The 21597-nt window shown below is 42.9% G+C and carries 18 protein-coding genes; 6 read left to right on the forward strand and 12 right to left on the reverse strand.

What is annotated here, in order from left to right; all coding sequences use genetic code 11:
- Positions 1–306: 306 nt before the first annotated feature.
- From BB427_RS23195 to lptD, 6 genes are all read right to left on the reverse strand, one after another.
- Positions 307–1104 carry a symmetrical bis(5'-nucleosyl)-tetraphosphatase gene (locus BB427_RS23195; RefSeq protein WP_069023555.1) on the reverse strand — a complete coding sequence of 266 codons (798 nt, stop codon included), beginning with the start codon at positions 1102–1104 and terminating at the stop codon, positions 307–309.
- Positions 1105–1203: 99 nt separating this feature from the next.
- Positions 1204–1593 (reverse strand): Co2+/Mg2+ efflux protein ApaG, encoded by a 390-nt coding sequence (gene apaG, locus BB427_RS23200; RefSeq protein WP_010374721.1) that lies wholly within the window; start codon positions 1591–1593, stop codon positions 1204–1206.
- Complete coding sequence (rsmA, locus tag BB427_RS23205) at positions 1577–2383, reverse strand: 16S rRNA (adenine(1518)-N(6)/adenine(1519)-N(6))-dimethyltransferase RsmA (protein ID WP_069023557.1); 807 nt, start codon at positions 2381–2383, stop codon at positions 1577–1579. Before rsmA ends, apaG begins: the two co-directional genes overlap by 17 nt.
- Positions 2380–3372: a 4-hydroxythreonine-4-phosphate dehydrogenase PdxA gene (pdxA, locus tag BB427_RS23210; protein WP_010374725.1), complete on the reverse strand. Its 993-nt coding sequence runs from the start codon at positions 3370–3372 to the stop codon at positions 2380–2382. Before pdxA ends, rsmA begins: the two co-directional genes overlap by 4 nt.
- 5 nt (positions 3373–3377) lie before the next feature.
- On the reverse strand, positions 3378–4670 hold the full coding sequence (surA, locus tag BB427_RS23215; RefSeq protein ID WP_017216475.1) for a peptidylprolyl isomerase SurA: 1293 nt from the start codon (positions 4668–4670) through the stop codon (positions 3378–3380).
- Positions 4671–4685: 15 nt separating this feature from the next.
- Positions 4686–6932 carry an LPS assembly protein LptD gene (lptD, locus tag BB427_RS23220; protein ID WP_069023559.1) on the reverse strand — a complete coding sequence of 749 codons (2247 nt, stop codon included), beginning with the start codon at positions 6930–6932 and terminating at the stop codon, positions 4686–4688.
- 112 nt (positions 6933–7044) lie between these two features.
- On the opposite strand from lptD, the gene BB427_RS23225 reads away from it, so the two are divergent.
- The 3 genes from BB427_RS23225 to djlA are packed head-to-tail and all read left to right on the forward strand — an operon-like array spanning position 7045 to position 9576.
- Positions 7045–8040, forward strand: coding sequence for an aminoglycoside phosphotransferase family protein (locus BB427_RS23225; protein WP_069023561.1), 996 nt, complete (start codon positions 7045–7047; stop codon positions 8038–8040).
- Positions 8041–8048: 8 nt separating this feature from the next.
- On the forward strand, positions 8049–8741 hold the full coding sequence (murU, locus tag BB427_RS23230) for an N-acetylmuramate alpha-1-phosphate uridylyltransferase MurU (protein WP_069023563.1): 693 nt from the start codon (positions 8049–8051) through the stop codon (positions 8739–8741).
- The gene (djlA, locus tag BB427_RS23235) at positions 8731–9576 is read left to right on the forward strand and encodes a co-chaperone DjlA (protein ID WP_069023565.1); all 846 of its coding nucleotides are present in this window, start codon (positions 8731–8733) and stop codon (positions 9574–9576) included. The genes murU and djlA overlap by 11 nt, the downstream gene beginning before the upstream one ends.
- Positions 9577–9585: 9 nt before the next feature.
- Here djlA and BB427_RS23240 read toward each other — a convergent pair whose 3' ends face one another.
- A complete protein-coding gene (locus BB427_RS23240; RefSeq protein WP_069023567.1) occupies positions 9586–10431 on the reverse strand; it encodes a DUF3530 family protein in 846 nt (281 codons plus the stop codon).
- Between the two features lie 120 nt (positions 10432–10551).
- Between BB427_RS23240 and BB427_RS23245 the strand changes: the two genes are divergently transcribed.
- Entirely contained in the window at positions 10552–11487 is a 936-nt protein-coding gene (locus BB427_RS23245) for a DUF368 domain-containing protein (protein ID WP_010606014.1), read from the forward strand.
- 37 nt (positions 11488–11524) lie between these two features.
- Here the strand turns inward: BB427_RS23245 and BB427_RS23250 are convergent, their stop codons facing one another.
- Entirely contained in the window at positions 11525–12214 is a 690-nt protein-coding gene (locus BB427_RS23250) for a 2OG-Fe(II) oxygenase family protein (RefSeq protein WP_069023569.1), read from the reverse strand.
- A 146-nt stretch (positions 12215–12360) separates the two neighbouring features.
- Between BB427_RS23250 and nhaD the strand changes: the two genes are divergently transcribed.
- Positions 12361–13809: a sodium:proton antiporter NhaD gene (gene nhaD, locus BB427_RS23255; RefSeq protein ID WP_045987740.1), complete on the forward strand. Its 1449-nt coding sequence runs from the start codon at positions 12361–12363 to the stop codon at positions 13807–13809.
- A 58-nt stretch (positions 13810–13867) separates the two neighbouring features.
- On the opposite strand, the gene BB427_RS23260 is transcribed toward nhaD, so the two are convergent.
- Complete coding sequence (locus BB427_RS23260) at positions 13868–14878, reverse strand: ATP-dependent 6-phosphofructokinase (RefSeq protein WP_069023571.1); 1011 nt, start codon at positions 14876–14878, stop codon at positions 13868–13870.
- A 145-nt stretch (positions 14879–15023) separates the two neighbouring features.
- Positions 15024–15419, reverse strand: a complete 396-nt coding sequence (locus BB427_RS23265; protein WP_010374742.1) for an MmcQ/YjbR family DNA-binding protein — start codon at positions 15417–15419, stop codon at positions 15024–15026.
- 605 nt (positions 15420–16024) lie between these two features.
- On the opposite strand from BB427_RS23265, the gene BB427_RS24040 reads away from it, so the two are divergent.
- Positions 16025–16216, forward strand: coding sequence for a hypothetical protein (locus BB427_RS24040; protein WP_083229928.1), 192 nt, complete (start codon positions 16025–16027; stop codon positions 16214–16216).
- 25 nt (positions 16217–16241) lie between these two features.
- On the opposite strand, the gene BB427_RS23270 is transcribed toward BB427_RS24040, so the two are convergent.
- Positions 16242–18479 carry a putative bifunctional diguanylate cyclase/phosphodiesterase gene (locus tag BB427_RS23270; RefSeq protein WP_039493874.1) on the reverse strand — a complete coding sequence of 746 codons (2238 nt, stop codon included), beginning with the start codon at positions 18477–18479 and terminating at the stop codon, positions 16242–16244.
- 264 nt (positions 18480–18743) lie between these two features.
- Complete coding sequence (locus BB427_RS23275; RefSeq protein ID WP_069023572.1) at positions 18744–21413, reverse strand: insulinase family protein; 2670 nt, start codon at positions 21411–21413, stop codon at positions 18744–18746.
- Positions 21414–21597: the final 184 nt, after the last annotated feature.

Below are 21597 nucleotides of genomic sequence, written 5' to 3' on the forward strand. Positions count from 1 at the left end.
TGTTTGATTTTTGTTCTCCTGAGTGTGTTTTGGTCGCGACGCTCGACTTGCCGCCTAGTAATCTAGGCAAAAGTTGAGCAACAATGAACAAAGCGCACTCAGGTGAACCCAAAGGGCAGCGCTTGATTGGCATTTCTACTGTGTTATCGCCTGACTCACATAGAATAACTATGCTACGCAGGCTCTGCCTTGTATAAATACCAATCAAACTGCTGCAAAAACAAACTTGAAAGATCAATAGGCCCTAGTTTAATAAAAGTTAAAGTAAGTGCTTACCCTAACGTTGATTTAGGGCTGTTATAGAGGTTAGCTATGCTGGTACTTTTCGCCACTGTCGATATTTATCATTGTCATAGGGCCTCCCCACACGCAGCCAGTGTCTAAGGCAATAATATTTTTCTTGTTGGTTTCGCCTTCCAAAGCAGCCCAGTGGCCGAAAAGTAGGGTAGTGTCGGTTGGTGTTTGGTTGAGCTCAAACCACGGAGTGAGACCTGCCGCATCTTTTAGGCCAGACTTGTTCTTAAGATCCAGTTCGCCATTTTGTTTTAGAAAGCGCATTCGAGTAAAGACGTTAACAATGGCTTTAAACTTATCTTGTTCACTGAGCTTATCGAGCTCAAGGCCTGGGTGAGCGCCGTACATATTGGCGTAAAACTCAGGGGCTTTTGTCGATTGATAAATGGCTTCGGCAAAGCGCGCATATTCTAGCGCTTGCGCAATATTCCAGCTTGGATGGATACCAGCATGAGAAATAAAAGTCTGCTGTGTTTCAAGCCAAATAGCCAGTGGCTGTGAACGTAATAAATCAGCATATTTCTGGCATTTGGGGCTGGCAAAAACCGCGTCTAATTTATCTTTTGGGTTTGGAGCGACTCCCAAAGCAAGACAGGCTAAAAAGTGGAGATCGTGATTGCCGAGTGTAATGCTAATAGAGCCAGCGTGTTGATAGAGGAACTCTAGGCAAGCAAGTGAGTCAGGTCCTCTGGCGATGATGTCACCGACAAAGTATAAATGGTCTTGGTTTGGGTTAAAGTTGACTTGATCGAGTAGCCCGATGAGTGGAGTGAAGCAACCTTGCAAGTCTCCAATTGCGTATTTTGCCATTTATTACCTGTGGTTTTTTATAACTCAATGTTTTTATTCTGATGTCTAGCACGTATGAGGAACGCGGGGTAAACCCGCTTCCGCAAAATAAAAACGGTATCAATGCAAAATATTTGGACAGGAGAGTCTAAATACATTGATTGGCGCTTTAAACTCGGTGCCAAACTCATTACGCATTAAATAATACCCTTCCATCGTACCAACTGGGGTATCGAGCACCGCGCCGCTGGTGTACTGATAGCTTTCGCCAGGACGAATGGTGGGCTGCTCACCGACAACACCATCACCTTCTACTTCGGTCTCTTTGCCATTAGCATCGGTAATGAGCCAATAACGACTATGTAGCTTAGCGTTGCATAAGCTATGGTTTTTGATGGTAATGGTGTAGGCAAACACATATTTGTCCTTTTCAGGCTGTGATTGCGCTTCAACGTAAAAGGTCTCTACCGATACCTTGATCGGTGAGCCAATATTAGTTTGAGTTGTCATATATCCAATTTGCAATTTCAATAAACTGGTTAAGCGACAGGTTTTCAGCACGAAGCGTAGGGTCAATACCTAAGTTTCGCAGCTGCTCTTCGGTTAACAGGTTCGATAAGCTATTTCTTAGTGTCTTACGACGTTGGTTGAACGCTTCTAAGCAAACAGTATTCAAAAGTTTAGTGCTTTTGGCTGTACGTTGTGACGGATCTTTTGGGATCAATCGAACAACTGCCGAGTCAACTTTTGGTGCCGGTTTAAAGCAATGTGGTGGTACTTCAATCACGGGAATAGCGTGACAATAGTACTGCGTCATTACGCTCAAGCGACCAAAGGCCTTGCTGCCAGGGCCTGCAACCATACGGTTAACCACTTCTTTTTGCAGCATAAAGTGCATATGCTCGACCTGATCGGCAAATTCAAATAAGTGAAATAGCAAAGGGGTTGATACGTTGTAAGGTAAGTTACCAAAGATCTTCAGTTTTTCCCCTTCTTTGATTAAAGAAGAGAAGTCAAACTTCATCGCGTCACCTTGGTGAACCGTTAATTTAGGTCCCAAGAATGGATGATGGATCAAGCGCTCGGCAAGATCTTTATCGAGTTCTACAACGGTTAGGTGACCACTTAAATCACAAACTGGCTCAGTGATAGCACCTAAACCAGGACCAATTTCAACCAGGTTATCTTCTGGCTTAGGATCGATAGCGGTTACTATCTTGTCGATAATACTGTTGTCATTTAAGAAGTTTTGACCAAAGCGTTTACGCGCTCTGTGTCCGAGATGTACTTTATCTGTCATGCATTCTGTGCTTTTTTGGTTGCGAGCTTAATTGCTTCGCGGATCGCTAATTCAAAACTACCCACTTCAACATCACCAGAGCCAGCTAAATCAAGCGCTGTACCGTGATCAACCGATGTGCGAACAAAGGGTAATCCTAGGGTGATGTTTACTGAGTTTCCAAAACCTTTATATTTTAACACAGGTAAGCCCTGATCGTGATACATTGCGAGCACAGCATCAGCATTATCTAAATATTTAGCCTGGAAAAGGGTGTCAGCTGGCAGCGGTCCAACCAAGTTCATACCTTGTTTATTCAGCATTTCCAGTGTTGGTTCAATGGTTTCTATTTCTTCACGACCAAGGTGACCACTTTCTCCAGCATGCGGATTTAATCCACAAACTAATACTCTGGGTTGTTCAATACCAAACTTGGTTTGTAGGTCGTGATGTAAAATATGAATGACTTTGCTGAGACGCTCAGGCGTAATCGCCTTTGATACATACGCCAGTGGGATATGCGTAGTAACTAGCGCTACACGCAGCCCTTCGGTTGCGAGTAGCATAACGACATCAGCGGTATCAGACTGCTGTGCAAAGTACTCAGTATGGCCGCTAAACGAGATCCCAGCTTGGTTAATAATGCCTTTATGAACAGGACCCGTGACTACCGCTGCGAATGTCCCATCCATATTCTTTTCAGAGGCAATACGCAAGGTTTCGAGCACATAATGGCCATTAGCTTCATCTAATTGACCAGCGACCACTTCAGCACCTTTGTCTACTTGAAGGTAGTAAATAGCACCAGCAGGTGCCGCTTCAGGCGCAGCATCGCTGTCAAACGGCAATAACTTGATTTGCTCACCAAGTTCTTTGGCGCGTTTTTCTAGAATACTTTTATCAGCCACCGCAACTAACTGAGCAGGCCATGCATGCTGAGCCAGTTTGATAACAAGATCTGGGCCAATACCTGCAGGCTCACCCGGTGTAATTGCGATTCTGAGTGTCATAGCCGTTATTCCGCTTCGATAATTTCAATATGCGCTTGGTCACGCATTTCTTTAATCCATTTAAAGCTTTCTTCTTTAAATTTACGGTTAAACAGCAGACGGTGTGCGCGATTTAACTTGGCTTGTTCTGTTTTATCGGCCACTCGTTTATCGAGCAGTTGTACAATGTGCCAGCCAAATGTACTTCTAAATGGTTCACTGATCTGATCTTTTTCTAGCGACAACAGAGTGTCTCTAAACGCTGGTACGTATGTAGTTGGATCTGTCCAATCGTACTCACCGCCTTTAAGTGCAGAGCCCGGATCTTCAGAATATTCTTTAGCTAGCGCAGCAAAGTCAGCGGTTCCTGCGCGCAAGTCTTTAACAAAACCTGTTAGCATTGAGCGGGCTTTTTCTTCACTTAGGATAATAGACGGTTTGATTAAAATATGGCGTGAACGTACCTCAACGGTTTCAACGACTTCACGACCACGAATATCTTGTACTTTTAGAATGTGGAAACCCGCGCCTGAGCGCAGTGGACCAACGATGTCGTCTTTTTTCGCACCTTTAATGGCCTCAGCGAACAAGGTTGGCATTTCGTTAATGCCCATCCAGCCTAATTGACCACCATCTAGCGCTTTTGAGCCGCTCGAAGAGGCAATTGCGATGCGCTTGAACTCTTTACCTTCGTTCAAAAACTTAATCACGTTATCAGCGCGCTCACGAGCGTCTTCAATTTCTTCTGGCGTTGCTTTGTTTGGGATCTTAATCAAGATATGGCCGATATCATACTCTTCCGAGTTACCCGTTTGCTCACTCAATATTTTTTGCAGGTTGGTCACCTCTTGAGGGCTAATATAAATACGGCGATCAACACTGGCACGGCGCACTTGGCTTGTGGTTATTTCTTTACGGATCTCTTCTCGATATGCCTGAAAGCTTTCGCCACTCGCTTCAACTGAGCGACGTAGGTCAGCGATAGTACCGCCTTGATCTTGGGCAATATTTGCAATGGTCTGATCTAATTGAGCATCGGAAATTTGCATACCCATGCGATCACCCAGTTGCAACATTAAAGATTGCTCAATGAGTTTATCGATGGCTTGTAAGCGTAATGTTTTATCGCTAGGAAGCTCTGTGCCTTGCTGCTCAGCCTGTTCTTTAACACGATTTATTATTTGATCGACTTCGCTTTGTAAAATTACACCATCATTAACCGTGGCAACAACAGTATCTAGCTTTACACGCTCAGCATGTGCTTGAGTAAACAGGCCTGCACTTAATGAGGCCACTAATAACAACTTTTTTAAATTCATACGGCTTTCTAAATTCTATTTATTCAAAAAATACGGTCTACGGTAACCAAAAATACCCTGTTGAAGGAGTTTACTCGCATCACCACTGCTTTGGCTTCCAAGCCCTGTAAGGACAAATTTCAGGCTGAAGCCAGAATCAAACACTGCTTCATCATTTGTAAGTGTTTGGTTTAAGTTTGTTTCAATTTGACGATTCGCAGTCACCTGAATAGCCCAACAACAAGACTGGTATTGAACACCAACAAAGGATTCAACACTTCTATTTGCCGTCATATCTCGGTGATAGCTTGCTACAAATTGCCAGTTATCGTCAATTGGTAAACTTGTAAAGAGACCGACTTGGTCAATTTCATAGTCTGAGACATCATTAACATAACGATGGTTCAATTGCACTAACTGCTTGTCGTCTCCTTTATAGTCCAAGGTAAAGTGAGACTGCACTAACTCTTTGCTATCCACATCGTATTGCACCCCACCTGAGAGGTACCAGCGCTTATGCCAATGTAACATGGATTCAGCGGCAAATAGTGCATTATAGTTGGTATCATCAGTAAATAGCTGTTCAGAAGGCTTTACAGATGACTCAAGATAAATGATCTGACCTGCACTGAAGTTAAAGCGTTCGACATTACTGCTATCGAATACACGCGTGGTTGCACCCACGGTGAATTGATTGGCTTCTGCAATACGGTCATAACCTGAGTAACGGCGTGCTCTAAACAGACCAATAAAGTCATCTTGTAACTTAGCCGTATCGTACCAGCCAATTTGGCTTTGCTCTCTGTGTGGTGTGTAAAGGTACTGAATTTGTGGCTCAAGCGTTTGTGTACCTTGTTCAAAAAAGAACTCGGTACTGCGTTCAAAATTCAGTTGTCCATGTACCCGTAAACTTGGCAATGTACGCGTGACAGACTCCTCATACTCTGTATCAGGCACATCTATATTTTGTTCATAACGCGTGTGAAGTAGGCGTGCTTCTGAAGTAAATGACCAAGCGTAGTCGCTGCGTGAAAAAGACACGCGAGGTTCTAGGTGTAATCGCGACGCCTCTGAGATTGGCAAAGCATCATTTTGAAAATAGGCAAACTCACCTTCAAAGTCCCAATCAAGGCCGACAAGTTCATAACTGTCACGTGTACGGAAGCTAATTTGCGGTAGTGCAGTGTAGGATTCTCTGTGATCGCCCAACACTTCAAAATCTTGCAACTTTAAGTCGACTAACCAGTCTTCACCAAGGTAACTTAGACTGCCGGTGCGATATAACTGAGTGTCAGTTTCATTGGCGTATTCGGATGTTAAGTCAGTGAGATAGTTATCGTCACTGACATTTGTGACATCAACAAACGCACGCCATTTATCACTTAAATAACTCTTTTGTTGCCAATGTACTAAATAGCGATCGTCTAGCTGCGGCTCTGAATCATCCTTACTGAGATATTCCACCCCAATTTTACCTTGATGTTGTTCAGTTAAATACCTGAACTCGGTAATAAGCTGAAATCCTTTATTGGCCATATATCTTGGCGTTAAGGTCGCGTCGTAGTTGGGGGCTAGATTGAGATAATAAGGGGTGATCAGCTCCAAGCCAAATTTATTTGAGCTGGAAATTGTCGGCGTCAGCAGGCCAGATTTTCGTCTATCGTCGATTGGAAATGTAAAATAGGGTAAATAGATAATGGGCGTGTCCATAATTTTGAACACCGTATTATAGGTCTCACCCCAACCGTCTTCTCGAGAAAGTACAATGCTGCTTGCCTCGATACTCCAAAATGGGTCATCAGCAGGACACGTGGTAAAGCTGGAGTTGTCGAGTGAAATTTTGCTGCCAGAGGCATGCAATTTCTCTGCACCACCGCGGCCCTGCTGGTCTGTTAATTCATATTCAGCACCAAGCAAGCTCACGGTGTTAGCATTTAAATCCGCGAATAGCCCATTGCTGTGAACTTTGGTAAATTGGTCACGATAGAGTAGTGGTCCAGAAGCGCTGAGCAGGCCTTCTTTTTTATCGATTAGCGCACGTCTAGCTTCTAAGCTCATGGTTTCAGTGTTAATCACCACGTTACCCGAAAACTCAGCGCTATCAGTACCTTGTAGTTCTAAGTCATCGGCAACGATATCAATGGCATGTTTGGGCAGCGAGGCTAACGGCTTCCAGTTTTCTGGCTGCATATAGTCTTTACATTGTGCGGCGACAATGTTCGTATTAGCAAAAGCTGTAGAATGAATCGCGGATAATACAGCCAAGCCCCAAATTTTGCGCATTTAATAACCTATTAGCTGAGCATTTAATAATAAGCTCATCATGATAAATGAAAACTGTCGGAAATACAGTAGCATTTAAATATTTACAAGTAGAAGGTGTAATAGTTAATCCATGAATAGTCAAAACCAGCGCGTCGAGTTTATACAGCAAGCAATACATAGCGACGATTTTTCGTGTGAGGCTATCACCTCGGATGCCAGTTTTCGGCGTTATTATCGCGTCAAACAACAAACGATGTCGTGGATCTTAATGGAGACACCGGTCGATAAACTCGATAATGCCCCTTTTATTGGTTTAAATACGGTGTTTGCAGAGCAAGACCTTAATGTGCCACAAATCCTTGCGAGTAATGAAGAACAAGGGCTGTTACTGTTACAAGATTTAGGCTCTGAGCATTTGGCCGATAGGTTAGCATTGCCTTCTAGGCTAGAGGATTATCGTGCGTTGATAGCGCTTATTCCAGAAATAGCCAAAACACCAAAGAGTAAATGGATGAAGCCCTATGATGCTGATTTCGTTGATATGGAACTTAATATCTTTTACGAGTGGCTTGTAACAAAATGGCTTGGTTTAACACCCACCGAATATCAACAAGTGCAATGGCATAATGTGAAGTTGAAACTCGTTGATGCGATGACTCGTCAGCCGCAGGCCACGATGCATCGAGATTTTCATAGCCGCAACCTGATATGTCATCAGTCTCAGTGGTATCTCATTGATTATCAGGATGCGGTACAAGGACCTGTCACTTATGATGCGGTTTCTCTGTTGCGGGATTGTTATACTCGTCTTGATGTACATGAGTTTACCGAGCTTCAGCAACATAGCTTTGACTGCTTAAAAGCGGCAAACTTATTAGGCGATATGGATTTTAGCACCTACCAACATTACTTTGACTTAACGGGGATGCAAAGGCACCTTAAAGCTGCCGGCATTTTTACTCGCCTATTGCAGCGAGATGGCAAAGGCGGGTACTTAGAAAATATTTTGCCAACGTTACGCTACCTTGTTGAAGTAGCGAATAAGTATACAGAATTTCAGTGGCTTGCAAGCTGGCTAGAGAATGACATAATGCCTCAAGCGCAGGCCAAATTAGGCACAAAATAGAAGTAACAATGAAAGCGATAATTTTATCTGCTGGTCGTGGTAAACGCATGATGCCACTGACCGCGAACCAACCAAAACCTATGCTTAACGTCGCAGGAAAATCACTACTTGAGCATCATATCGAGCGTTTAAAAGCGGCTGGGATCTGCGATATTGTAATAAACCTTGCATGGCAAGGTCAGGTGATAAAAGACTATTTCGGCAATGGCATTCACTTCGGTGTCAATATTGAGTACAGCGATGAGCCTGAAGGTGGATTAGAAACTGCAGGTGGAATCATTCAAGCATTGCCGATGTTATGTGAACAGGATGACAGCTTTATTGTACTCAATGGCGATATTTTTACGGACTATGATGTTAGCAGCCTAATGCAGTTACAGCTCGGCAGCACAGCAGAGGGCCATTGCGAGGCGCACATTGTGTTGGTAGAAAATCCCGAACATAATCCTGAAGGCGATTTTTGCCTTGCCCATCAGCCGCTCAATCAGCAAAAGTATACCTTGTCTGGCATTGGCAAATATCACCAAAGTTTTTTTGCCGAGCTTGGGGCTGGCTTTATAAAACTAGGACCGTTGCTGCGCAGTGGGCTTGAGCAGCATAAAGTTTCTACTGAACTGTATTTGGGCGCATGGGACGACATTGGCACGCCAGAGCGACTAAAAATGATCAACGAAAAGTTAGGGTATAGCGATGTGGGGTAAATTATTAGGCACAATTTTCGGCTTTTTATTTGGTCGTTGGTTAGGCGCTATTTTAGGTTTTTATCTCGGCCATTTATTTGATAAAAGTTTGCGTCAGGATTTTGATAAAGTCGGTGGCTTTCAAGGTTTCATGAAAGGTGAAGATCTTCATGAGCGCCAAGCCTTGTTCTTTTCCAGCTGTTTTTCTGTGATGGGACATATCGCCAAGTCTAATGGTCGAGTCAGTGAAATCCACATTCAAGCTGCGTCTGCGTTTATGAGCGAAATGGGCTTGCAGGGTGAAGAGCGAAAAGAAGCGCAACATGCGTTTACTGCGGGAAAAAGCAGCGACTTTTCGATAAAAGAAGCGGTTACCGATTTTAAAGAGGCTTTTGCTAGACGCTATGACTTGAGGCAGCTGTTTTTAGAGATTCAAATTCAAATGGCATTTTGTGATGGTCATGTGTCTGATGCGGAGAAGGCCTTACTTAAACAGGTGAGCAAGTATTTAGGTTTCGCAGAAACCCACTTTTTGTTCCTGCTAAAGCGCTACCAAGCAGAATTTGAGTTTCGTCGCTCTCAGGCGTCGGGGAGATCGCAACATCAACACCAGCAACAGGGCGGCCGTCAACCAGCACCACAAGATAACGGTTTAAACCGTGCTAAAGCATTGGCTGTACTGGGATTGAGTGAAGGGGCGAATGAGCGTGAAATCAAAAAAGCTTACCGCAAACTGATGTCGCAGCATCACCCTGACAAATTGGTGTCTCAGGGATTACCTAAGCATATGATGGAAGTGGCAAAGCGCAAAAGCCAAGATATTCAGTCTGCCTATGAATATTTAAAAAAGAGCTAACTTGAAACACTATAAGACGCGTAAAAAACCGAGTAATTCCTTTCTGAGCCTTTGATGTTGGAGTGGATCGGTTTTTTCTCCAAAAAGCTCCCGTTGGCGATAATCAAATTTACTGTTTTTTCTCGCCCAGCGGGCTCTGTCCGGTGTATTGTCGACCACAATAGGGTTGTCAAAACTGTAGTAAACATCCAGTAAAGCAGGGCTTATCAGAGAAAGGTTGGATGCTAAGTGCTTTTGCCGCGTTGCATTAGGTAGTTGTGGGCTTACAACGGCAAAGGCATCGATACGTAGATTGGGCAGGGTGGCTAAGTGCTCACCGAATAAACCTGCGCTATTACCAAATGCGACAACCACCAACTTTTCTGTTTGAGTCATGGACAGGGTGTTATAAAGCACCTCAAAGCGGCTGATCAAGGCCATTTTATATTCGTCCAGATTAGATTCTGAAATGGGGGCAAGCGTTTGCTGAGCCGGTTTTTCAGCATCGGGGAGCGCGATGTCTTGCTCTAGCAGACTCGGTGCATAAGAAAGGTCTGGCGGAGTAAGGGTATAGGTGTCGTAGCCATCATCGCTTAAGCGTTTTGCAAGAAAGCTTATGCCGCTGTTATTGAGGGGCGGAGTTTGCATGTCTGGTAATAAGATCACGATGCCTTCACGAGCAGCTGTCATATATTCTTGATGAAATACATAAAAGCTTTCGTTTTCGCTTTCCAGCTTTATCAGTTGCGATGGCTCGTAGAAGCGATTAGCGTCTTGCTGATAAAGAGAACCAAGCGGTGCTGCATCAATATGTTCTGCTGCAAAAGTCGTCGCGGGTAAAGCCGTTACAAGTAATAAAAGCGTTCTGATGATCATGGTACAAGCGCGTAAAATATCATAATTGGTTATCGACCAGTTAAGCGAAAGCTTTAGCTGTCGCTATTTTTTAGCGTTTTAAGTTAAACTGCTCGGCAGTGGAAATGAAAGGAGAAATTTGTGCAGTATAAAGATAGCAAACGAGACTATCTCTTTATGTTTTTAAAAGGTGCCGGAATGGGGGCTGCGGATGTTGTCCCTGGCGTTTCCGGCGGCACCATTGCTTTTATTACCGGTATCTATGCACGTTTTTTAAATGCCATTAAAAGTGTGAACTTACAGGCTTTGAGTACATTGCGCCGTGACGGCCTAAAAGCAACTTGGCAGTACATTGATGGTAGCTTTTTACTGGCGGTATTTTCTGGTTTGCTCATCAGTGCAGCGTCTTTGGCGAAGGTGATCACTTATTTATTGGAAGCACACCAAACACTGGTATGGTCATTTTTCTTTGGTCTTATCGTCGCTTCTTTTATTTATGTTGCAAAACAGGTCTCTCATTGGAACGGCCAAAATATTATTGCCTGCGCAGTTGGTGCTGTCGTGGCCTTTGCTATTACTTCCCTTTCACCAGCTGAAGCGCAAGCATCTCATTGGATGTTTTTTATCTCAGGTGCTATTGCCATTTGCGCGATGATCTTACCTGGGATCTCAGGGAGCTTTATTCTACTGTTATTGGGTATGTATGGCCATGTGCTCAGTGCGGTGAACCAGCTTGAATTTGGCTTAGTGAGTTTATTCTTACTAGGTTGTATTGTGGGGTTAATGTCGTTTTCGCGCCTACTCAGCTGGCTATTGGCGCACTATCAACAAGTAACGTTTTCGCTACTAGCTGGTTTTTTACTTGGTTCGCTTAATTTATTGTGGCCTTGGAAACAAGTGCTTACGACTTACGTGAATTCCAGTGGTATCGAAAAGCCATTGAGTCAGGCCAATATTTTGCCAGCGCAATATAGTACGCTATACGGTCAAGATCCAAATACGCTGGCATGTATTGCGCTTGCCATCGCTGGCCTTGCGCTGATCTTAACCATTGAAAAGATAAGCGAAAAATATTAATAAAATAGACACCTAGAACAATAGACACGCATTGAGCTTACGTGTCTATTGTTCTAAACCACCCCGTTACAGAAAGTCGTGGCGCCTTTGCAAATGGCGCGACGTAAGTCACAGAATGAATTTTGCTTACATCAAAAACCACCAGTGAATTGAACTTAGGTGCATAACTTTTAGTGGGTGTGCCATCACGTTCAAAAAACTGCAGTAGCCCGCCCCAGTCAGGGTGCCAACTTTTGCTTAGGCTGAGTACATAGGCATAAACCCGGCCCTCAGCTTCAACAATGTCATTATGTCGAGTTAAATACTGACCACCAATAAATCGTGTTGCTTGGGCAGAGGTACGGATTATGTTCTGTCCAGAGATCGCGGAAAAGCAGGACTGTACAGCGCTACTATTGAGGTTATTGTAGAGTTTTTTCAGCGCCTCAGGGCTCGTCGATTCTATGGAGTGGCGGCCATACATAAAACCAACACCACGTGATGCATAGCTATGTATATCTTCGAGCAAGGCTTGCTGCTCTTGCGGTGTTAAGGCAAGAATATCACTGTCTTTGACTGATTTTGCTGCCCCGTTATGAAAAAGTGCTAGCTGGTAGTCTAGATTACAGAGGCACTCATGTAGTTGTTGAGCGTTTGTATCGTCTAGAATATTTTCAATTCGTGCAAAACCATCGTTGCTCAATTTTTGCTGTAATTCTGTTTGTTGTTGCTGCGAAAGTTGAAGCATATATACCTACTGCTGATGTATGGGCCTGTTTGTAATACTGTAAACAGGATGCCTTAGACTTCAGTCCAATGCTGATTACTTTTTATCTATGCTAAAGTGAGATTGGCTGAAATGCCATCCCTCTGCACTCATCGATAGGCAAAAAAATGAAAATCAATGGACTACTGCTATTCTGTTGCGCATGGGTCATATCCGTGATCCCATCACCAGCCTTGGCGGCTCAAGGCACCTTAGATCTTACCAGCTCGACACTCGGCTTGGTTTGTATTGTTGTCTTCGTTTTAGCATACGCACTTGTAATGCTCGAAGAAAAACTTCATATGCGAAAATCAAAGCCAGTGCTTGTGGCGGCAGGCATCATTTGGCTCATGATTGGCGCATATTACGTCAATCAGGGGCAACCCGATGTTACCGAGCACGCATTTCGGCACAACTTGTTAGAATTTGCGGAGTTGATGTTGTTCTTGCTGGTTGCGATGACTTATATCAACGCGCTAGAGGAGCGCCGTCTTTTTGATGCGCTACGAGCGTGGATGATCCAAAAGGGTTTTAGTTATAAGAATCTCTTTTGGATCACTGGATTCTTATCCTTTTTTATCTCTCCAATTGCAGACAACCTAACAACAGCCTTACTAATGTGTGCCGTGGTGATGAAGGTAGCTGATGGTGACAAAGAGTTTATCAATTTAAGCTGTATCAATATCGTGATAGCAGCCAATGCTGGCGGTGCATTCAGCCCCTTTGGTGACATTACCACTTTGATGGTATGGCAAGCCGGTATGGTACATTTCAGCGAATTCTTGGCGCTATTTATTCCTTCACTGGTCAATTACATCGTACCAGCACTCGTAATGAGTTATTTTGTGGCGGATAGAAAGCCCAGTGCAGTTTACGAAAGAGTAGAGCTTAAACGCGGCGCTTTAAGAATTTTAACTTTGTTCCTACTGACTGTCGCAACCGCTGTGCTCTCACATAGTTTGCTGCATTTACCACCGGTCCTTGGCATGATGATGGGCCTCGGTTACCTACAGTTTTTTGGTTACTTCCTAAGAATGACATTACCGGGGTCATTAGCAAGAAAGCGAGCGATGGCGGAAAGAGAAGGGGATCAAGAGCGTCTTGAGAAGTTAGGAAGTGTTGTGCCATTTGATGTCTTTAGCAAAGTTTCACGCGCTGAGTGGGATACCTTATTATTCTTCTACGGTATTGTTATGTGTGTTGGTGGTCTTGGGTTTCTCGGTTATTTAAGTTTAATGTCAGAGATATTATATGGTGAATGGTCTGCAACCTATGCCAACGTATTCTTAGGGATTATTTCCGCGGTCATCGATAACATTCCTGTGATGTTTGCGGTGCTGTCGATGCAACCTGAAATGTCACATGGCCATTGGTTGTTGATCACGCTTACGGCTGGGGTAGGGGGGAGTTTACTTTCTATTGGCTCGGCGGCAGGTGTTGCGCTCATGGGGCAAGCTAGAGGCTATTATACTTTTATGGGGCACTTAAAATGGGCACCCGTGATTTTGCTTGGTTATATCGCGAGTATTTTATGTCACCTGTGGCTTAACGAATCTGCTTTTAGCGTGTTTGGCTAGCGCTTACCCAAGGTGTAGTGAGAGTGAATAATCAATATGTGCTTCACTCTCACTGTATTTATTGCTCGGCGAGGTAGTGCTGATATCGTTGCACCCATTCCTGTGATACTGGTTTATCCACATTCAGCACTTTCTCGACTTCAGTAATTACAATAGCACCATGTATTTTTCCTACCATAACAGGCGTCGCAACTTTAGTGTTTGCTTTGATGCTGCCATTGACCACTTCCACAGCCGCTACCCCTAATTCCGTGGCGAGCATTCTATCTTCAACAGATGGTGCCCCACCGCGTTGAATATGCCCTAACACGCAAAGTGCGCAATTGATATCGGCATTGCTATTTAACTCTGTTTTAAGCGCTTGAGCGCCGCCAGGCCATAAATTTTCGGCCAGTATAATCAAAAAGCTACCGTGTTGATGTTGCTGCTCTATGGCATTTTTGAGATGAGCTAAGACCTGAGAGGTATGCTCTGCCGTGCAATTTTCAAATGAAATGATAGCCTCAGCACCTGTCGCAATACCTACATGGTAAGCAATATGCCCGTTATGACGACCCATCACCTCGGTGATAAAAACTCGCTCAAAGGCATTTGCGGTATCACGGATTTTATCTATTGCGGAGGTGGCAGTATTGATGGCAGTGGAAAAACCAATGGTGTTGTCACACCCTGAAAGGTCGTTATCTATAGTACCGGGAATACCAATTAGCTGACCTTGCCAGTGAGCTGCCAGCGCCTGCATTCCCCTAAACGAGCCGTCACCACCAATCACAATAAGTACGTCAATATGGAGCTTTCTCAGGGCATTTGCTGCTTGCAGCACGCCAGAGGGTTCTAGCATCGCAGGGCAGCGGGCACTTTTTAGAATTGTGCCACCAAGTTGGGTGATATCGGTGACGGAAACCGCACTTAGCTCGGTGTACTCTTGATTAATTAGACCATTGTAACCATGAAAAAAGCCAAAGCACTGAAATCCAGATCTCAAGGCACTTAACGTGATAGCCCTAATCGCTGAGTTCATACCGGGTGCATCGCCGCCACTTGTCAGTACTGCAATCCTTTTCGTCATGTCGCCACTCTATTATCGCTTGGTTATTCTTTTTGTATACTACCTGAGTGATTTGAAGACAAGTTGATCGACATTAAAGATAGAGATTAAATGCGAGGATATAGAAAGTAAAACGGCATTTAGGTCTACCTAAATGCCGTTTTAATTAACGTTGCGTGACTTTGCTAGCAAGTTCTTCACGTTGTGCGGTCGGTAGGTTATCTACGACGATTTGATAAGAATCATCGATCATTTTCTTTATTTCGTCTTCTGGAATAGTGCCATCTAAGATGACTGTGTTCCAAAGACGCTTATTCATGTGATAACCAGGCACAACAGACGAATACTTGTCTCTAAGCAATAATGCTTCGTCAGGGTCGCATTTTACATTTAACCACCAAACAGGTTCACCATTTTCATCTACTTGCCCCTCTTTCCCCTCAGTTAGAGTTGCAAACATTTTATGCTGAACTTTGTACACATCTACGTCTTGCGCAAAAGGCTTAGTGATAAAGGTTGCAGGCTTGGCCTGCAAATATTCATGTACGCTTTTCTGATCCATAGCCCGTGTCCTTGAAGTAACAGTTAATACTACATGAGAGTAAGTTTAGCAGCTCTTGTGATAATACTGTAATCGTCTATCAGTAAAAACTATCAGAAAGTCTATACTATGGCGTTATAACGCAGACAATTATTGAATAACTGACCGTTTTATATCGGTTTAACTCACAGTTGACGATTAAAATAAGTACAGTGTGTAAAAGCACTAAAATTTCAGTCGTCTACAATATTAGAAAAGCTAACTTTTAATTTCCAGTTAAGGACTAAGTTGGCTTCACAAATTATGCTAAAAATACACTCATAACCTAAGTGGACTAAGCTAGGAAATCATTGCCAGTTGACCGTAAAAAATTTCCCACTTGTCTCTGTTTCCCAAATTAGGAAAAGTTACGGCATAACATCCCTTGTGCAATGCTATACCTCTAAACAGTCCGCTATTAAATTAAATAATACAAAAATATGCAACAATAATTTCTTCGTTGATTAAATATTAAACGTTGTGTAGACTCATCGGCCGCATTAGTAAATAGTATCGAAATGTGATGTTTCTTTCCTAATAAAGAATGTTTTAGTTTTCTTATTGAATTAAAAAACCGAGGAGTATCAGTGGCTTTTGGAATAATTTCAGCTTTATGTGCGATGGTAATGTATCTTCAAACTCTATGGACTGGAATGCCAAGAAAACGCTGGTTAAGTTTGGCCGTAGTAACAGGCCCCGCTGCGTTAATTCTGTTTCGAGTGCACTATCGCAGAGCGTGGATGCGTCGCTGCGCATATTTAGTTAGTTGGAAAGCGTAAAGTGGTTAGGTCAAATGAAGCTAGGCTATTGCACCAGCTGTAGGTTTGGCTTTTCACTCGGGGTGTGTTGCTTTAAAAATTGTTCAAATTCACTGCTTGAAAGCGGTTTTGAATAGTAATAGCCCTGAACTGTTTGGCAGTTTAGCTGCTCTAAAATATTGAGTTGTTCTTCATTTTCAACCCCTTCCGCAACAACGTGAAGATCCAAGTTATGCGCGATAGTAACAATAGAGTCAACCATGTTTCTACCGCGCTCGTTACCCATATCATCAATAAATGCTTTATCGACCTTGAGTGTATTTAGCGGAAATTGCTTGAGATAAGCCAGTGACGAATAGCCAGTACCAAAGTCATCCATGGCTAAGTGTATTCCTCTAGCACTAAGTGAGCGCATTATCGAAATTGCTTCTTTTGGATCGTCCATCACCGTTCCTTCTGTGATTTCTAACTCAAGAAAATAAGAAGGAAGTTGATTTTTTTGCAAGATAATGTCGATACGAGTGGTTAGATCCGGCAAGCTAAACTGTTTTGCTGATAAATTAACTGCAACTCTGCCATTGAACAGTCCTTTATCAATCCAGCGCTTAACATCACGGCATGCTTTGTCTAAAACGACTTCACCAATTTCGATGATCTGTCCAGTTTCTTCTGCGATAGGGATGAATACACCAGGACTTATCACCCCCTTTTTTGGGGTAATGAAACGGACTAGCGCTTCCATGCCAACCAGTTCACCGGTTTTAATATTCATTTTTGGCTGATAGTAGACAACAAAGTGATCTTCTTTGAGGCCATAGCGCATTAAGTTTTCAATTTGCAGACGCTTAACCGCTTGCTCGTTCATGGAATCATTAAAGAATAAATAATGGTTACCCTTTTGCTTGGCATGATACATAGCCGTATCCGCATTTTTCAGCAGACTTTCAGGAGACTTACCATCTTCAGGGCACAGTACAATTCCAACAGAAGAGGTGATCACTAACTCGTGATTAGCAATTTTAAAAGGAGTCGCAATCGCCGCTAGAAATTGTTTTGCTGTACGTGTAATAGTGTGAATATCATTGGTGCCTGAAATCACCAGCGCAAATTCGTCACCACCTAGTCGGTAGAAGGTATCTTGTTGGCGAGCAAGTTTATTTAGCCGCATTGCCAGTTTCGCAAGTAGCGTATCACCTAACTGGTGGCCTAGCGAATCGTTGATCTTTTTAAAGTTATCTAAGTCAAAGACAAGTAGAGCGTGGTGCGTGCCTTGTAATGACAACTTTTGTAAATTGGTAAAGAACAAGTTGCGATTGGGAAGACCTGTTGTACGATCGCGATTAGACAAATTGTGGAGTTGAGACTCTGCTTTTTTACGTTCAGTTAAATCAGAATAAACAACCACATAGTTACTTATCTGACCGTGGTTATTTTTAATTTCATCTATCGTAATTTCGATTGGTAAGAGTACGTCTGCCGCATTACGAAGTTTGAGCTCTTCTTGCCAATGCTCTGTTTGTTTAAGCTGAGCCTTTACCTGAGCAACAAACTTATTGTCATAGCCTGGTAAGCTAAAATGTTTATTTAGATAGTGTTCTCGCTGGCCACCAAATAATTTAAGGTAACTCGGATTGAGATCGACCAAATTATAGTGTCGGTCATAAATTGCGATCGCGTCAGTAAGAGATTCAACACATTTTGCAAACAGATTTAGCCTTTCCTCGGTACTCTTGAAGTGACTAATGTCGCGAACCGTACCTGTCATTCTTAGGGGGTTGAGGTTGGCATCTTTCTCGATAATTTTGCCTCGGTCTAACACCCAGTGATACTGGCCTAGTTCATCTTTAATACGATAGCTTGCTTCAAAGAATGGTGTCTTTTCTGCGAAGTGCTGTTTCATCAGCTTTTCAACGATTAATAGGTCTTGTGGATGGATCCTATGCTGGTTGGGGATGACGCTGCCAGGCTTCGCAGAGTTCATGCCGTATTTGTCGTTGATCCGAACAATCTCACCTGATTGAATATTCCAGTCCCATAGTGTATCGCCACTGCCTTCAATGGTACTTTTAAATCGTTGTTCTGAATGCTTAAGTTGAAGAGTGGACTTTTTGAGTTGGTGATTTGACCAAACTAAGTAGGGAATGCTGAGCAGAGCAATCACGCATGGTACGAGCCAAGCTAATTGGGCACCTGTTAATACACTTGCGTCACTGGCGTAAATTACATGCGGAGTCAGTGATAAAAGTAGTGCATTGATTGTTATTGTTTTTATTTTTAGGCTCATATAATGCGTAATTCATAACTGCAATCTCTAATCTAAATCAAGCCATTGTAGTAGTCAAAAGGAAAACGTTGATTAAGGGGAAATTCAGGTTAATTGCGGTTTTTCACAACAGCGAAACAAAGTTTCAGATGAAATTCATTGTTCTAACGAGTATGGTTGCGTATTTTTTGAACATTGATTAGCTCTCAAATTAATGGACTAGGTGAGAAAAGTCTTATTAGTCATTCAAAAGTTTGATAAGCACTCCTTGCTTACACTAAAACGCTAATTACACTTTAAAATCAGTCGTGGAGCATTTGGCTCTAACATCTTATCTATATAAGTAAGGATGTCTTCTAATTCCAAGTCGGCCAAAGCTTGGATTAATCTTTGTTGCATATCAAACTGGTGAAAGTCATTGGTAATAGAAATCCACAAACGCTGCGCCCTTAGTCTTAGATTTTTGTCTTGCTCCGATATATGTAGCAACAAGCTTTCTTTCGAACGTTGCCAACTTACTTCATCGAGCTGATGCAATTGTTTGGCAAACTGCTTAAGAAATTGATTGTGCTGTGCAAGTAGGTGTTCACTATCAAAGTTGGGAGATTGAATATAAAAAGCGATACCTGCACGTGTATTGAATGGTGCATACCCTGCGCCAACTAAATAACCAAGTTGTTCCTTTGTTCTTAATTGCTCAAAATAATCTTGATTAATGAGATTATTAATCGCCATCATGGTGACTTTTTCTTTAACGGAATCGGTACGTGATTGAAAATATTCAATGAAGGCATAATCACTGCCTTCGCGTTCGATATGTTGTTCCGTTAATTTCGTCAACTCGTTTAAGGGACGTTTCAAATCTTCTAAAATTTCGCTATTTGAAAATAGCCCGTGCACTGATGTTTTTAATTTTTCAGCATGTTTTAGTTGCCAGTTGCCATGCATGAAAGCTTTGACATGAATGGCTGAAAAAAACTGCTTTCGAAATAGTTGAAATTCGTTAAAACTGGCACTTTTAAGTGCGCTGGCTAAGTCTTCAGGACTTGGGTTCCAGGGCATCAAATGAGCACCAAGTCGGCTAAACAGTTCGCTAACAGGCTTATTCTTATTGTGATTCTTCCAATGGCGGATAAGTTGCTTTTTATATTCCGCAAAGCGAGCTGCATGGATTGGTTGATTCAGTAGCGCCTCGACTAGCTCTAAAACCAAGGTGATTTGATTACCAGTAAGCCCTGCGGTGTGCAGTGTTAAGCCACCTTGATGGGAATTAATATGATAACTAAGGCCGGCTAATTCTGCGCTATAAAAACGCTCAGCGACCGCATCCATAAAGAGATCGGCAAACAGGCGAGAGAGTGCCATATGCTTGTGACAGGTGACGGATGGGGCGGAATCTATTTCGAGATAAAAATGCCCTTTGGTGACTCTAAAAGTCAAATCCTGCTTAAACCAAAATTCAAATCCAGGCTGATCGGCTAGACGGATCGGCGTATCCTGTTCACTCTCTACATCATGAAGTGGATTTTTTGCGCTGAGGTATGGATTAATTAGTGGCAACGACATTTGTGGCAAAGGCATATGCACATTATAGAGCGACTCAATCCAATCTTTGGCTATTGGCGAGACACTGTATGGCGTGTTGTACCACTTGGCCTTTTTATTAACCTCCACATGAGGGTGGATAAGCACAAGGCGCATATTGGTAGGGCACAAATGCATCAGTAGTTTTTCGTGCTGCTCTTGAGAAAAGCCATCCATGCGATAATCACCATAGAGAAAATCTTCTTCCTCATAGTGGTGCATATTAACGCTGATTGAATTTACCCAGTCTAACATGCGGCCGACTTCTTGGTTATCGAACGCGATATCTAGTAAAGTGCTTTTGTCTTGATAAAGGCGTGGTAGTGCCGCGGTATTTTGCTTAATTAATGCTATGTACTCGAACAGCATTTCCACTATGTCTTCATAGTATTCAATCCCTTCATCGGTAAGTGCAAAGCTGATATTAAAATCTCTGAAATTACTACCCGTGATCCCACCACCAGCCGATAGTGCATTGATCCAACCTTGTGACTTGAGAATAGAATACAGTGAGCCTTTACCTTCATACCCTAACAAATGTGCTAAAAAGCTCACACTTTTATGGCGGTATAAATCTGTAGGGTTGGGCATAGCAAAACTGACAATAAGTTTTTGCATATGTTTTCTAGGCTTTATTTGCAGTTCTAGCTGCAGATCTTGCTCTCGGTACATAGGCACTTGGATCGCTGGCTTTTGCGTATTGCTGCCAACAATTTTTGTAAAAGGTGAGCAAAAGGTCGCAAGTGTAGCCAGCGGTTGTGGTGCTGCTATCACCAAAGTCATCCATTGGGCCTGATAGTATTGATTGAAAAACGCTCGTAATTCACTGGCAATATTACCCTTACGATCTGCGAGCGTGTCTCGGGTACCAACAGAAAACTTGGCAAAAGGATGCTGAGGATTGATGGTTTCTTTATGAACTTGATAGATGCGACGGCCATCATCTTTGATTTTCATTTTAAACTCGGCATCGATGGCTTCACGCTCTTTTTCAGTATCGCTCTCGCTCAGCAGTGGAGACACAAAAAATTGGCTAAAGCGTTCTAACGCTTCGTCTAGTTGTTCGGCGTCGCAATCAAAGTAATAGCTCGAGTGCTCGGTACCGGTCCACGCATTGCTCTGGCCACCATACTGACTAATAAATTGCGAAAAGCCACCTGAATCAGGATGCTCTGCAGTACCAAGGAATAGCATATGCTCCAAAAAGTGCGCCATCCCTTGACGCGTTTCGGGGTCGTCAAAGTGGCCGACATTAACTGTTAATGATACGGCGCACTTAGCAGTTGAATCGTCATTGATCAACAAAACTCTAAGACCATTGTCCAGTGTTAGTAATTGGTACTGCCGACTATCATTATTACTCAGTTTCAATATGCTGCTGCCGATAAATTAGTTAAAAGATAACTGAAGGTAATTAGAATTTCATTTCATGTTAATCCTTCATTTGTTTTAATATAGCGAACAAACCAGTGAGATAGCTACCGGTTTAGAAGAAAATAATACCAAGCTGCATATGTGAGTAGTCAGCAAGTATAAGATCCCGAGTGTGAGTGGC

This window comes from Pseudoalteromonas sp. BMB (assembly GCF_001709235.1).
GTDB classification, from domain to species: Bacteria; Pseudomonadota; Gammaproteobacteria; order Enterobacterales; family Alteromonadaceae; genus Pseudoalteromonas; species Pseudoalteromonas maricaloris.